We start from the raw sequence: 14,536 nt of genomic DNA on the forward strand, positions 1-14,536 counted from the left end.
TTTATCGGTCAATAAAGCCGTTGTATTGTCGATGCAGATAGGCATAAGATGAACGTCGTCTTTAATCAATAATCATCAAACATGCCTTGTTGCTCAATATCATTGAGAAATTTTTCAAAATATGGACGTGTTTCACGAATCTTACGCTCATCTTGTCCGTCAAGGATTTGACTGAATTGCTGGGTTTTCTCGCCGATTTCTTGTCGCAGATAGCCCGTATGTTCACTAAACAGACGTTCTGCACGCAGTAATAATGCTTTATTCACCAGATTATCTCGAGGATGAATTTTCAGTTTTGCCAATTCCAAACGGGCTTGCTCCACCTGCTCAGCAGACATCACGCTTTGGTGATTGATCAACACTTTTTGCAGATTTTCTCCTGTACTTGGCACATGCACATCGACATCAAGAATACCGTTCGGATTATAAGAGAAACGCACATCAATGGTCAGCAACTCATTATTCGGTGGCAACGGCACATCCAGCTCGCCCAAAAAAATGTTTTCTTTACACAAGCGATGTTCACCTTGGTAAATCTTCACGCCGATACTGCGCTGTCCTTTATGAATGGCTTGATAATTATTGACCTTACTCGCTGGAATCACGGTATTTCGCTCAATGATCGGATCGAAAACATGCTCCTCAGTAATCGCAATCCCCAAACTAAATGGACAAACATCAGTCAGCACCACTTCTTTTAAACTCTGATCTTTGGCTTTGAGCCCTGCTTGCACACACGCGCCTCGCACGATCGCCTCATCAGGTTGGATACTGGTCGATGGAAAACGCCCAAATAGCTTGGTGATCATCTTACGAATCACAGGAATCCGTGTTGCACCGCCAACCAACACGATTTGATCAATATCATTTGGACGAATTCGTGCATCTCGCATGGCACGCTCCAGCGGACGACGCAAACGAGTTAATAATGGCTCAACCCATTGATTAAACTGCTGTTGTTCAATCTGCATGTACGCATCTACGCCCTGCCAACTAAAGTCAAGACTGACCTGACTGTCTTTACTCAGCTGATGCAATGCACGTTGCGCTTTTGCCCGTAGTGCCGTTTCAATATCGATCGGAATGGTTTCCACACCCTCTTCTGCGCCAAATTGCACACCATGCGCCAGCCAAAACTGCTTCATGATCATACTGACAAAGTCATCACCCCCGAGATAATTATCCCCTGCACTGGCACGCACTTCGATCACACCATCGAACAGCTCGACAATCGACACATCGAAAGTACCGCCGCCCAAATCAAATACCAAGAAACAACTGTCCTCACTTTGCCCCAAACCATAAGCCAGCGCTGCTGCCGTCGGCTCATTGATCAAGCGTGCTACTTTCAGCCCTGCGAGCTCCGCCGCACTAATTGTTGCCTGACGTTGAATATCATTAAAATAGGCAGGCACTGTGATGATCGCCTCATTCACGGAATGCCCCAAAGCATGCTCTGCATCTTGTTTTAATGTAGTTAGAATCAACGACGATAGCTCGGTGGCATTAAAGCGTTGCTGTCCGAGTTGCATCTTCTTATCGGTTCCCATCAAGCGCTTAAAACTGGTGAGTACAGGCAAGCCTTTATGGCGCAATTCCAGCGCCGCTTGACCAATTAAAATCTGTCCAGACTCATCTAAGGCGATGGCTGAAGGCGTGCTTTTTTGTCCATAAGCATTATCAATCAAGGTACTTTCACCATCTTGATAAATACCAACCAAAGAATTTGTCGTCCCCAAATCAATGGCAATCAATTGTTGTTGTGTGTCCATGTTTCACGTCCAAATCGGTACAAAGCATATATTTTTAAGATCATGCTTTGCATCATAAGGCAATGCTTCCCAGAAATGCAAAACGTAAAGCAAAAGTGTAAAGCAAAATTGAATCAGCGTGATTTTTTTGCTGATAGGCACAATATATTACAAAAAATACAATATTAAACGGCGATTCGCCCATCAAAGTGCTCTGTTAGCGCTGTGCAAAGCGTGCTAAGTTATTTTGACATTTTACTTGAACATTGGCTCAAACATGACTGCACTTGAACAATTAAAGCAACTCACCACCATCGTTGTAGACAGTAGCGACTTAGAAGCGGTACAAAAATTTCGTCCAATCGACGCCACCACCAACCCATCATTGATCACTGCCGCGGCAAGCATTCCTGAAAATCGTGTGTTGATCGAAGATGCGATAGCGATGGCAAAAGCAGAAAACTACGAAGGCGATGAACTGGTTGAACGTGCGATTGATATTTTGACAGTCAAGTTTGGCGTTGAAATTTTAAAATATATTGATGGTCGTGTATCGACCGAAGTCGATGCAAGCCTCTCTTATGATACCGAAGCGACCATTCAGAAAGCCTATGATTTGATTAATCTGTATAAGCACTTTGGCATTGACACCAATCGTGTACTCATCAAAATCGCATCAACATGGCAAGGTATCCAAGCGGCAAAACATTTGGAGCAAAATGGCATTCATTGCAATCTGACATTATTGTTCGGTTTGCACCAAGCGCAAGCCTGTGCCGATGCCAAAGTCACGTTGATTTCGCCATTTGTCGGTCGAATTCTAGATTGGTACAAGAAAGCGGAAAATAAAGACAGCTACCCGATTGAGCAAGATCCAGGGGTCAACTCGGTGAAAACGATTTACACCTACTACAAACAAAATAGTATCCAAACCCAAGTCATGGGTGCGAGCTTCCGTAGCACTGCTCAAGTCTTGGCATTGGCTGGTTCTGACCTCCTGACTATTGCACCGAATTTACTGGATCAACTCAGTCAAGATGAGCAAGATGTCACAGCCCAATTAACTGTTGAGCAAGCACAGCAAGCTGACAAAATCGAACGTGACAACTTAGATCAAGCTACGTTCCAAAATGAACTGGAGCATGACTTGATGGCGTTTCAACTACTGCAAGGTGGCATTGATGGCTTTATCAAAGCACGTGATCAGCTTCATCAAGTGCTTCGTGAAAGTTATGGTTTGGCAAATATTCATGTTTAAACCCAAATCTTTATAACAACATCTCGCAAAAAGAAAAGCGACACATTTGCGTCGCTTTCTCTTTTTCACTTAAATTTTATGCGTACGGACAATCAGCGAGTGAATTACAGTTTCTCTTGGAAAAATGGGGCAAGCTGTGACACGGCTTCATTGACATAATTTTCACCATCGTACAGCTCCATGTGATTTGCACCATCCACGACATAGAGTTTTTTATCGCTACTCGCAGCTCGTTCCACCAAGTCATCACTCATCCATTTACTGCCTGCGTTACTCCCTGCAATCGCCAACACTGGCTGCGTCAAAAACGCTTCCGCTTTGTTGTACGCATCATAAGTAATAATCTGCGTCAGGCTACGTGCAGTAGCAAAGCCCGGTGCATTCGGATGCTCGCAACGTGGCGTATGGTAGTATTCCCACGCTTGGCGCAACTCTTCATTCGGCGCATCTTCTTCCTTCATCGGTGCAAGTGGCACAGTTTGGAATTCATCGCTACTTGCATCTGCTGTGCGTGCATCAGTGCCTGCTTGGATATATGGGATCGCATCCGCATCTTTGACTGTATTTTCCCAACCATTACGGAACATTTGACCAATGTTCACCGCACTGACTGTACCAATCGCTTTGATTCGACGATCATTGATCGCTGCGTTGGCGGTATAACCTGCGCCTGCGCAAATTCCCATTGCACCAATACGGTTATTATCGACATAAGACAAGGTGGTTAAATAATCAATCACCGAACTAACATCTTCGGTGCGGATATATGGGTTTTCAAGTTGACGTGGCAAACCTGTGCTCTCACCTTGATACGATGCATCATAAGCAATGGTCACAAAACCATGTTCTGCCAATTTTTTCGCATATAATCCTGCGGTCTGCTCTTTGACGCCACCACCGGGATGTGATACCACGATCGTTGGATAGCTTTGATTTTCATCAAATCCTGCTGGAAAGTTGATGACTGCAGCAATGGTAATACCTTGACCATTTTTAGTTTCGATTTTAACTGCTTGTTGTGACATGATAACTTCCTAAAAATAAACTGCCGATTTAGCGTTTAAATTTGCTATTTGATAAAACAACATTCAATCTAAAAAGAATGAAATATGAAAAATCATTTAAAGATACTTTTGGTAAAAAGGAATCAATTTTTCCAGTGCTTGAGCGACTGGCTCAGGCTTGTCATACAGGTCGTAATGCGACCAACCATCAATAATGACCAATTCTTTTTCGGTTGATGCTGAACGATTAATGATTTCAAAACCATCTCGATACGCACCAAAACCACCTGGTTTGCTACCAACAATAATCATTAATGGTTGAGTTAACAGATGTTCTGCGAGATGGTAAGCATCCCAACCCACTGCAACGGCATTGTGAGAGAATAAAGTTTTATTAACCCCATTTGGCTTTTCGCCACGCGCAGTTCGGTAATATTCCGTCGCTTCCAAAGGATCAATGTCTGCATGATCAGCTTTGGCTGCTTCAACGGAAGGATAGAGTCCTTGATCTACACGAAGTGCCGCCCCTCTCGCTTCTGCTGTACGCTGTGCAGCGACCGCTTCGAGAAATGCGATCGGATTGCCTTGTGTTGCTTCACGCATTACACGTCCGTAATTTGCCCCTGTGATTGTACCGACAGCTTTAATACGACGCTCCGTCATCGCCGCATTCACAGAATAACCACCACCACCACAAATACCGAGTACACCGATACGATTTTCATCGACATAATCTAAAGTCACTAAATAATCAGCGACTAAACGAAAATCTTCAACACGGAGTGTCGGATCTTCAATATAGCGTGGTTCGCCACCACTATCGCCCTGAAAGCTAGCATCAAAGGCGATGACCACAAAACCAGCTTTGGCTAAAGCAATACCATAAACATTGCCAGAGGTTTGCTCCTTACAACTGCCGATCGGATGGGCACTAATGATCGCAGGATATTTTTGACTGGCATCAAAGTTATCAGGGAAATAGATATCCGCTGCGATATCCCAGTATGGTGCTTTGATTTTTACAGTTTTCATCGTTGTTTCCTTTTGATTGAATGTGTTGCTAAATTGAGATTAATCTTGCTTGTTCTTACACAGAATAGGTACTACATGAAATACGGCTTATCCGCATCACTATTCGGTTTATTGACACCAAGATTTTGATTGACATGCAGGCTTGGATTTTCAATGATTTTGATCACTAGACTGGCAACACTTTTTCTTGAAATCACTGTGCCTTTGAAGGCTTGATCTTTTTGCGTGATTTCATAATCCACCTCGTCCTCATCCATCAGCCATGCCGCCCGCAAAATCGTATAATCCAAACCCGATGCTTCAATCAAATCTGCCGATTTACGATATGGCGCAAGGTATTGACCGATTTCTTGACGATTCCACTCACCAAACTGACCTGTGACTTCATCATAGATGCCGAGTGAGCTAATCGAGATAATCCGCTTAACACCCTGTGCCTGCATCACTTTGATGATATTTTGGGTCTGTGCTTCAAGCTCACCTGCAAGATTGGCATAAACAATATCCTGCCCTTGCATTGCATCGCTTAATCGCTTTTCATCCAGCACATCACCTTCGATCACAGTCATCTCTGCATTGACGAGATCGCTAATTTTCTTAGCATCACGCAGATAGAGCGTGAGTTTGACATCAGATTTATTGGCAAGTAGTTGAATTGCCCAACGTGCAATTTGTCCATTTGCACCGAGAACTAAAACCTTTGACATTGTGATCTATATCTCTTTTTTGAAGTAATGAGAAGATCATAAAAAAAAAAAACTTGCCTGATTAGATGCTACAATCTGATTGATAGCATTAGTAATACTTATGAATCAATGAAAATCAACCTGAATGAACTGCGTGTATTTAGCGAAGTTGTACGTCATCTCAACTTCACCAAAACAGCGAAAAGTCTAGGGATGACACAGTCTGCAGTAAGCCAAACCATCGGCAACTTGGAAAAAGAATTGGGCATTCGATTATTCAATCGTTCGACCCGAAGCCTGACGTTAACCCAAGCGGGAGAACAGTTATCCAACATCGTTGATACACCACTGATACAAATCACCCAAGGCGTAGAACAGCTCAAGACACATAGCCACAATCCTTCAGGTTTGGTGCGTATTTCTGCCGATGCCTACGTGCACAAATACTATATTTGGGACAAAATCAAACCTTTACTTGCGAAATACCCTGATATTCAGATTGATTTAACTTCGGACAATGCACGGATTGATATTGCCAAAGAAGGCTATGATGCAGGTGTGCGTTTGGGCAATTTAATCGATCTTGATATGGTCGCCGTGCCGATCAGCGAAGATATTCAAATGTGTTTGGTTGCTTCACCAAAATATCTTGAACAACATCATATTCCCGTCACCATCGAAGATTTAAAACAGCATCAATGTATCCATATCCGACTATTAACTGATAATTCATTGCTCGGTTGGACTTTTATTGAAGATAATAAACAAGTGGTCTTTAAAGGGCGTGGACAAGTCATCATGTCTAATATTGAGCAAATTTTGGAAGCAAGTCTGTGTGGGTTTGGCATCGCTTATTTGCCGATGAAACTGGTTGCACCATATCTTAAAAATAAAAAACTGATCAGTGTGTTGCCAGAATATTGTATTACCCATCCGCCGTTTTATCTGTTCTATACCAGTCGTAAGCTCATGTCGCCTGCATTTAAACTAGTCAAAGAGGCATTGACCGCAGATTTGATTAAAAAATAGCAAAAGCATTTCCCTGAAAAATTGGAATTTTTCATCCATCACAATGCGCCATTTTTTGGGTATAGTAGTTTGCAGTACTTATTGACACATCGGAAGAACAGAACATATGTTGCGCAACGACTGGACTCGAGCAGAAATTCACAGCCTCTATCAACTGCCGTTGATGGACTTATTGTTTCAGGCGCAAAGTATTCATCGCCAGCATTTTGAAAAAAATACCATCCAAGTCAGTACTTTACTCTCGATAAAAACAGGGAAATGCCCTGAAGATTGTAAATATTGCTCGCAATCTGCGCATTATGATGCCGACCTCGAAGCAGAAAAACGCATCGCCGTTGATAAAGTCATCCGTGAAGCGCAAGCAGCCAAAGCCTCAGGTTCTTCTCGCTTTTGTATGGGTGCAGCATGGCGCAATCCGCATGAGCGTGATATGCCCTATGTTCTGGAAATGGTCAAAGAAGTCAAAGCACTTGGACTAGAAACCTGTATGACATTGGGTATGTTGAATAGCTCGCAAGCGACACGTTTAAAAGATGCAGGGCTGGATTATTACAATCACAATCTCGATACCTCACGTGAATATTATGCCAATATCATCAGCACCCGCACTTTTGATGATCGCTTAAATACGTTGGATCATGTCCGTGATGCAGGCTTAAAAGTCTGTAGTGGCGGGATCGTCGGACTCGGTGAATCTGAACAAGATCGCATCGGCTTACTGCATGAATTGTCTACGTTGCCAATTCATCCTGAATCTGTACCGATCAATATGTTGGTGCCTATCGCAGGCACACCGCTTGCTGATGTCGAGAAGTTAGATGTGATTGACTGGATTCGCACTATTGCCACTGCTCGGATTCTCATGCCGAAAAGCTATATTCGTCTCTCTGCAGGGCGTGAATCCTTAAGTGATAGCGATCAAGCATTGGCATTTATGGCTGGGGCAAATTCGATCTTCTCAGGTGAAAAACTGCTGACTACACCCAATGCAGGACAAGGGCGAGATCAGCAGTTATTCGCCAAACTCGGTCTAGTTGCAGAAAAACCACAACTCAATGTCCGTGAAACTGCTGTCGATGCGATGGCGATTTAACTGTCTAAATTTTGAGGTTACTTGATTTAGCATAGGATGAGTAAAAGACTATCTGACTCGTGGAAAGGTCAGTCGCATTGTTCGAGGTCAGGACAAGATCGGTAAATTACCGTATTCTCAAGAAATTAGATTAGTTTCGGTTTATGACCGAGTTTGCGACTGACAAATGGTTTTGCCTACTTTTCCCGAAAGCCTTGCGAGATGTATCTCTCAGGTCGAACCGAAGGTTAAACTGTCTATACGATAACAAACGATACAACTACATTAGAAATAATTTTAAAATAAATTCAATATTTTATAGATATTTATTGAACGTGATTCTTTTTTATCATTCTAAAAACTTTCAAAATTCTAAATGAAGCCCAAAAAGTAATTTTGGGCTATACTTGCACGTTCTATTCTTATCCCCTTTTGCATAGCTTATGTCCTCGCCACTGCAAACGCCCAAACCTCAAAACTCAGCTCAGCAGATTTTAGTCCAGCAAATTGATCAACTCCTACCACAAACCCAATGTGGACTTTGTGGTCATGTTGCAGGCTGTTTGCCCTATGCACAGTCGATTGCCGAGGGTGAGGACGCCAATAAATGTATCCCTGGTGGTCAGCCTGTTGCCGATGCCATTGCCAATGTATTAGACCGACCAAAACTCGGCGCTGAACCGAGCGTCTGGGCAGTCCAAGCCGATGGACGACCGCAACGCATCAAAGCCGTGATTCGTGAAGATGAATGTATCGGCTGTACCAAATGTATTACCGCCTGCCCTGTGGATGCGATCATCGGCAGTGGTAAAGTGATGCACAGTATCATGCCCGATCTGTGTACTGGCTGTGAGCTGTGTCTTGCGCCATGCCCTGTGGATTGCATTGATTTGGTCGAAGATCTGTCGCCATTGCCAACGCCTAACGAACGCATTCAAGAACAGAATGATCTACGCAACCGTTATAAAGCACATCTCCTACGTGAACAAACTCGTGAAGCACAAAAACAATCTGCTCGCCCTGTGACCAAAGCCTCTGCTTCAAAATCACAACTCGAAGCCATCCTTGGGCAATCCTTACCAGAACAAATTGATTCAACACAAAATAATACTCAACCACTTAAAGTACAAGATGCGCAAACCACCATTGAATTGGCAAAACTGCGCACGCAAATTAAGAAATTACAGAAACAACTCAGTGTGCGCCCTGATGCAGGTAAAGCTGAACAATTGCAAGCGCTTGAACAACAGCTTGCCCAGTTGATGGAGTCTTGATCATGGAAAAAACTATAAAAACCAAAACAGTAAAAGCCAAAACTGAAAAAGCGCCTGCGAAAAAGCCAGCTCAGAGAAAAAGTATCGAGAAAAAAGCCGTCGAGAAGAAGCCCTCAAACAGCAAAACCATGACCAAAGCGCAAATCCAAATCTTTTTCGAGCGACTGCGTGAGCAACGCCCAAACCCTGAAACCGAGCTAAATTATGGTTCACCTTTTCAATTGCTAATCGCTGTTTTGCTCTCTGCGCAAGCCACCGATGTCAGTGTGAATAAAGCCACCGATCAACTTTTCCAAGATGCGCCTGATGCACACAGCATGTATGCGCTTGGCGTGGAGAAGCTAAAAAACTATATCAAGACAATTGGCTTGTTTAACTCCAAAGCCGAAAATGTCATTAAAACCTGTCATATTCTGATTGAACACTATGGCGGTGAAATCCCACAGCAACGTGAACAGCTCGAAGCCCTGCCCGGTGTCGGACGTAAAACTGCCAATGTCGTATTAAATACCGCCTTTGGTCAGCCGACGATGGCGGTGGATACCCATATTTTTCGATTGGGGAATCGTACTGGTTTGGCTAAAGGCAAAGATGTATTAGAGGTCGAACAGCAACTGTTAAAACGTATTCCGACCGAGTTTATTATTGATGCACATCACTGGCTGATTTTGCATGGTCGATATTGCTGTATCGCCCGCAAACCGAAATGTGGTGAATGTATCGTATCCGATGTCTGCAACTGGAAAGAACGCTTTGACTATGGTGCAGAGATTCCTGAGTTACAATCTACCGCTGAGTTTGATTCGTAACATGATCGAATGAACGCACTACGCAAGTAAAAATGCAAAAAATTCCAAATGCAAAAATCAAAAGCAATGAGTGAACCTATGCAAAGAAAACTGCTCACCGCAGAAGGCTATCAACGATTGCAAGATGAATTAAATCATTTGCTACGAAAAGAACGCCCAGAAATCACCAAGATCGTCTCGTGGGCAGCGAGTCTCGGCGACCGCTCTGAGAACGCTGACTATACCTATAACAAGAAAAAACTCCGTGAAATTGATCGTCGGATCAGATACTTAACCAAACTTTTTGAAGTTGCGCAAAAAGTCGAATACAGTCCTGAACAGGATGGCAAAGCCTACTTTGGTGCTTGGGTAACGCTGGAAAACGATGCGGGAGAAACCGTGCAATTTCGTATTGTCGGTGATGAGGAAATCTACGGCAATAAGGATTATGTCTCATTGCAATCACCGATGGCTAAAGCCTGTCTGGGCAAAGCCGTCGATGATGAAGTCTATGTCCAGACGCCGAAGGGCAAAATCACTTGGTATATCATCCATATCCAGTATCATTCATCATGAATGCTCCTCGAGCATCGTAATTTTTGGCTAACCTTTATGAGCGATGCTTTTCTCTGACGATTTGCTCAAATGGTTATAACCGACGATTTTCACCGACGACAACCCGTGATTTTATCCCGCTATTGCGAATAAATCTTCTGCACCTCGACCGCCAAGCCATTCAATACCGCATTGCCCGATAGCTCATCGACCAGACTTTGATCGGTCAAATCATTCATACTTATCCCAGGATTTGCCGAAGCGATCGACATTTGCATCCCTTGACGGTGATGCCCCCAACCATGCGGCAGACTGACCACATTCGGCATAATATCTTCGGTTAGACTGACTGTGACTTTTAGCGCCCCGACATCACTGCTGATATAGACTTGCTCTTGATGCGCAATGCCATAATCCTTGGCAGTTTGCGGATGCATATATAAATCACAACGATTTTTGCCTTTGACCAGACGCTGGCTGTTGTGCATCCAAGAGTTGTTGGTGCGCAGATCACGCCGACCAATCAAAGTCAGTTTTTTTGCGGTACTTTGCGCATCGACAAATGCCTGCAAGCGTTCCAAATCCTGCAAAAATTGCGCTGGGAATAGCTGAATCTTTTTATCCTTGGTAAATAATTTCTCTGGAATGCGTGGCTGTAACGCCCCAAGATCTAAGCCGTGCCGATATTGCTTCAGTTTTTTTAAGTTCAGCCCTTGACCTGTTGCCAGCCCTTTCCAGCCATTGCCATAGCGTCCATGACGAAGTCCAAGATCAATCACCCGTTCTACGTTGAACAATGATTTGACCTTGTGTTGTTGGCTTAATTTCAGTTGATTTAGCATTGATGGTTTACGCAGTTTCAGCTGTTCGATGCGCTCAATTAGCGCACTATAGATTTGCCCATCTGAGCGCATATAGCTTTTTTGCTTAAATAATGCAGGTGAGTAGCGTGCTACATTGCGCACTGCCAAATTGGTAAAGACCAAATCATAGACCCCATGCTCAAACGGTCCTGTGGGTGGCAGGATAATATCGGCATGGCGAGTCGTTTCATTGATATAAAAGTCAATCGCAACCATGAAATCAAGATTTGCCAATGCCTGCTCTAGTCGTGCGCCATTCGGGGTAGACAGTACAGGATTGCCCGCCGTGACCACAAAGGCTTTGACCTGCCCTTCACCTTCGGTCAGCATCTCATCTGCCAAGGTTGCAGACGGCAGTTCACGATTAAATTCAGGTAACTTTCGCACCCGACTGTGGAAACTGGCAAAACTGCCCCGCCCCGCAAAATCCGTCATATCAATTGCTGGCGTGGTAAACATCATACCGCCTTCACGATCGAGATTATTGGTGACGATATTTAACAGTTGGATCAACCAATGATTGAGCGCACCAAACTCTTGTGTCGAAACGCCCATCCGCCCATAGCAGACGGCATGTTCAGCTTGTGCAAACTCAGTGGCTATGCGCTCGATATCAGCGACAGAAATATGGGTTAAGGTCGCAATGGTGTCCAAAGGAATTGCACTGACTAATGGGCGAATATCGTCAATATTTCCGTTGAAGGGCAAACGACTGCTGGCATTGACCAAGCCTTTATCAAAGATCACTTGCAATAAGCCCAGTAAAAATAAAGCATCCCGACTCGGTTGAATAAACACATGCTCACTGGCATAGCGTGCAGTTTCTGTGCGTCGTGGATCGATCAGTACCAATTTGCCGCCACGTTGCTTGATCCGTTCTAAACGCTCCAGCACATTGCCAGCGGTCATCAGACTCCCATTCGATGCAGCAGGATTGGCGCCCAGCATCAACATATAATCGGTGCGGTCAATATCTGGAATGGTGAAATTCATGCTGTGTCCGTACATCAACAATGAGGTCAGCATATGTGGCATTTGATCAAGGCTTGATGCGCTGTACATATTTTTGGATTTGAGTGCTTTTTTAAAACTGCCAATATGCATCATCACTTCAAAGTTGTGTGAGGTTGGATTGCCCCAATAGGCGGCTACAGCATCATTACCATATTGCTTTTGTACCGCAACCAAGCGCTGTGCAACTTCATCAAAAGCCTCATCCCAATCCATATCGACCCACTGCTCGCCAATCCGTTTTTTTGGGGTTTTCAACCGATCAGGATCATTATGTAAGTCTTGCAGTGCATAGCCTTTTGGACAAATATGCCCTGAACTATGCTGATCCAGAGGATCGCCTGCAATCGACAATATTTTCTCCCCTTGATAATCCACCACGATGCCGCACATCGCTTCACATAAGGTGCAGGTGCGATAATGTTGCTGTACAGCTTGATTGCGATCAAATGGTTTAACTACTGCATGAGCCTGCGTTTGACCTTGATCCTGATGTTGATGCTGGTGTTGCGCCTTGGCAATTTTGTTACGGTAATCTTGTCGCACGGCATGCATCTGTTGCAGATCAATCAATTTGTGTCGAGGTCTATTTTGCGTCATGCCTTGTGATTTTTCATGTTGATCAATCGCCAACCAATCAGCAAAACTAAAATACTGCACACCCTGCTGACTGAGATATTGTTTGAGTGATTGACGATCGCTGTTTTGTGCGACAGCAGATGAAACCGACAGATCCGCCACCAGACTTTTTACCGTCTGATAAGCGCATTGTTTGTTGGTGCCAATCACCCCATTTGCGCCCCGCTTGATCCAGCCAGCGACATATTCTTTCTCGGATAATTCTCCATTTTCAAGCTGTACTCGTCCCGCTTGATGACTGATCGTGCCTTGTTTCGCATCAAAGCCAATGCCCTCGATGGCTTGTCCTTGATAGCCTGTCGCCGTGATGATCACGCCACTGTCGATCAACTGCTGTGCTGTGGTTGCCTCCACCACCAATTGCTCAGACTGTGCATCGAAATGGGACTGATTCACCGTACACTCGAGACTGAACTCACCTGATGAGTTGACATACACTTGCTTCGGATGACGATGGAACATAAAGCGAATGGTTTTCCCTGAGGTGGGTGGGCGAGTTAAAATACTGCGCAGTAAAGAAATATTTTCTTTGGCTTCTCGATATTCTGGCAACTCAAGCATTGCCAACGTCGCTTCATCGAATGCCAAATCCTCCGCATCCACTTCAAGCTGAATCTGCGGATGCTGAATTAATTGTTTTAATTCTTTGGGGGTAAAGGCGGCATGGATAGGACTGCGGCGAGCAATGATATTCACTTGTTTGATCTGACTCTGGGCAAGTGCATTGAGTGCATGTTCTGCAATATCGGTACGGGCAAGCTCAGCCTGTGGTAAGCACAGGATTCTGGCAATATCCAGCGCCACATTGCCCATGCCGATGATCGACAGCGTATCGTGCGCAAGATTGGGCTGAAGCTGTGTCTGATCAGGATGTCCATTATACCAAGCGACAAATTCCGCTGAACCATAAACCCCTTGCTGATGCGCAACACCCGTCAAAGGCTTACTCTGCGAAGCACCCGTGCTATAAATCACTGCATCATACAACGACAATAACGTATCACGATCAATATCTTGTCCGACATTGACATTGCCAAAAAATTTGAGATTCGGATGCTGTTGCAATAGTTGCGTAAATTGCGCTGCTACAGATTTAATCTCTGGATGATCTGGCGCCACACCAAATCGCACCAAACCAAATGGTGTCGGTAATTTATCAATTAAATCAATCTGCGCATCTGGATACTGTTTGAGTAAGGCTTCACAACTATAAAAGCCTGATGGCCCTGCACCCACCACTGCAAAGCGACGAGACGAGGTGCTATTTTTTTGTTGTGCATCCGCTTGGGTTTGCTGTGCATCTAGCGCATAACTTTCTGTGATTGCGGGTTGTTTTTTCGATTCAAGCGCATTGATAGCGATAAACTGACGATCAGCTTCTGACAAGGCATCTTCAGGAAAAATGGCTTGTTCTGGGCATTCCGTCAGACAAGCATTGCAATTGATACAGACATCAGGATCAATATAAAGCATCTCTGCGCCTTCACGAAAGGCATTCACGGGACAGACATCGACACAATGGGTATGTTTTGCACCAATACATGCATCTGTAATTACATAAGTCATCCTGAACA

General features: G+C 44.3%; 11 protein-coding genes. 6 read left to right on the forward strand and 5 right to left on the reverse strand.

The window, feature by feature from the left end:
- Positions 1-65: 65 nt before the first annotated feature.
- A complete protein-coding gene (locus tag BLQ60_RS02735; RefSeq protein ID WP_092615592.1) occupies positions 66-1,772 on the reverse strand; it encodes an Hsp70 family protein in 1,707 nt (568 codons plus the stop codon).
- A 256-nt stretch (positions 1,773-2,028) separates the two neighbouring features.
- Here BLQ60_RS02735 and tal point away from each other — a divergent pair, with 256 nt between their 5' ends.
- Positions 2,029-3,009: a transaldolase gene (gene tal, locus BLQ60_RS02740; protein WP_092615595.1), complete on the forward strand. Its 981-nt coding sequence runs from the start codon at positions 2,029-2,031 to the stop codon at positions 3,007-3,009.
- A gap of 104 nt (positions 3,010-3,113) precedes the next feature.
- Here the strand turns inward: tal and BLQ60_RS02745 are convergent, their stop codons facing one another.
- The 3 genes from BLQ60_RS02745 to BLQ60_RS02755 form a co-directional block, all read right to left on the reverse strand.
- Positions 3,114-4,034 carry an alpha/beta hydrolase gene (locus BLQ60_RS02745; RefSeq protein ID WP_092615598.1) on the reverse strand — a complete coding sequence of 307 codons (921 nt, stop codon included), beginning with the start codon at positions 4,032-4,034 and terminating at the stop codon, positions 3,114-3,116.
- Positions 4,035-4,130: 96 nt separating this feature from the next.
- Positions 4,131-5,045 (reverse strand): alpha/beta hydrolase, encoded by a 915-nt coding sequence (locus BLQ60_RS02750; protein ID WP_092615601.1) that lies wholly within the window; start codon positions 5,043-5,045, stop codon positions 4,131-4,133.
- Between the two features lie 71 nt (positions 5,046-5,116).
- The gene (locus BLQ60_RS02755; protein WP_092615604.1) at positions 5,117-5,752 is read right to left on the reverse strand and encodes an SDR family oxidoreductase; all 636 of its coding nucleotides are present in this window, start codon (positions 5,750-5,752) and stop codon (positions 5,117-5,119) included.
- A gap of 108 nt (positions 5,753-5,860) precedes the next feature.
- Here BLQ60_RS02755 and BLQ60_RS02760 point away from each other — a divergent pair, with 108 nt between their 5' ends.
- The 5 genes from BLQ60_RS02760 to greB all read left to right on the forward strand — a co-directional run bounded on the left by BLQ60_RS02760 (position 5,861) and on the right by greB (position 10,470).
- Positions 5,861-6,760: a LysR family transcriptional regulator gene (locus BLQ60_RS02760; RefSeq protein WP_092615607.1), complete on the forward strand. Its 900-nt coding sequence runs from the start codon at positions 5,861-5,863 to the stop codon at positions 6,758-6,760.
- Between the two features lie 106 nt (positions 6,761-6,866).
- Positions 6,867-7,853, forward strand: coding sequence for a biotin synthase BioB (gene bioB / locus BLQ60_RS02765; RefSeq protein WP_092615609.1), 987 nt, complete (start codon positions 6,867-6,869; stop codon positions 7,851-7,853).
- 422 nt (positions 7,854-8,275) lie between these two features.
- Complete coding sequence (locus BLQ60_RS02770; protein ID WP_092615612.1) at positions 8,276-9,106, forward strand: RnfABCDGE type electron transport complex subunit B; 831 nt, start codon at positions 8,276-8,278, stop codon at positions 9,104-9,106.
- A gap of 128 nt (positions 9,107-9,234) precedes the next feature.
- Entirely contained in the window at positions 9,235-9,915 is a 681-nt protein-coding gene (nth, locus tag BLQ60_RS02775) for an endonuclease III (RefSeq protein WP_092616051.1), read from the forward strand.
- 78 nt (positions 9,916-9,993) lie between these two features.
- A complete protein-coding gene (greB, locus tag BLQ60_RS02780; RefSeq protein ID WP_092616053.1) occupies positions 9,994-10,470 on the forward strand; it encodes a transcription elongation factor GreB in 477 nt (158 codons plus the stop codon).
- Positions 10,471-10,589: 119 nt separating this feature from the next.
- On the opposite strand, the gene BLQ60_RS02785 is transcribed toward greB, so the two are convergent.
- On the reverse strand, positions 10,590-14,528 hold the full coding sequence (locus tag BLQ60_RS02785; protein WP_092615615.1) for a molybdopterin-dependent oxidoreductase: 3,939 nt from the start codon (positions 14,526-14,528) through the stop codon (positions 10,590-10,592).
- Positions 14,529-14,536 lie beyond the last annotated feature (8 nt).

Origin of the sequence: Acinetobacter marinus, from assembly GCF_900096915.1 — a bacterium.
GTDB lineage: Bacteria > Pseudomonadota > Gammaproteobacteria > Pseudomonadales > Moraxellaceae > Acinetobacter > Acinetobacter marinus.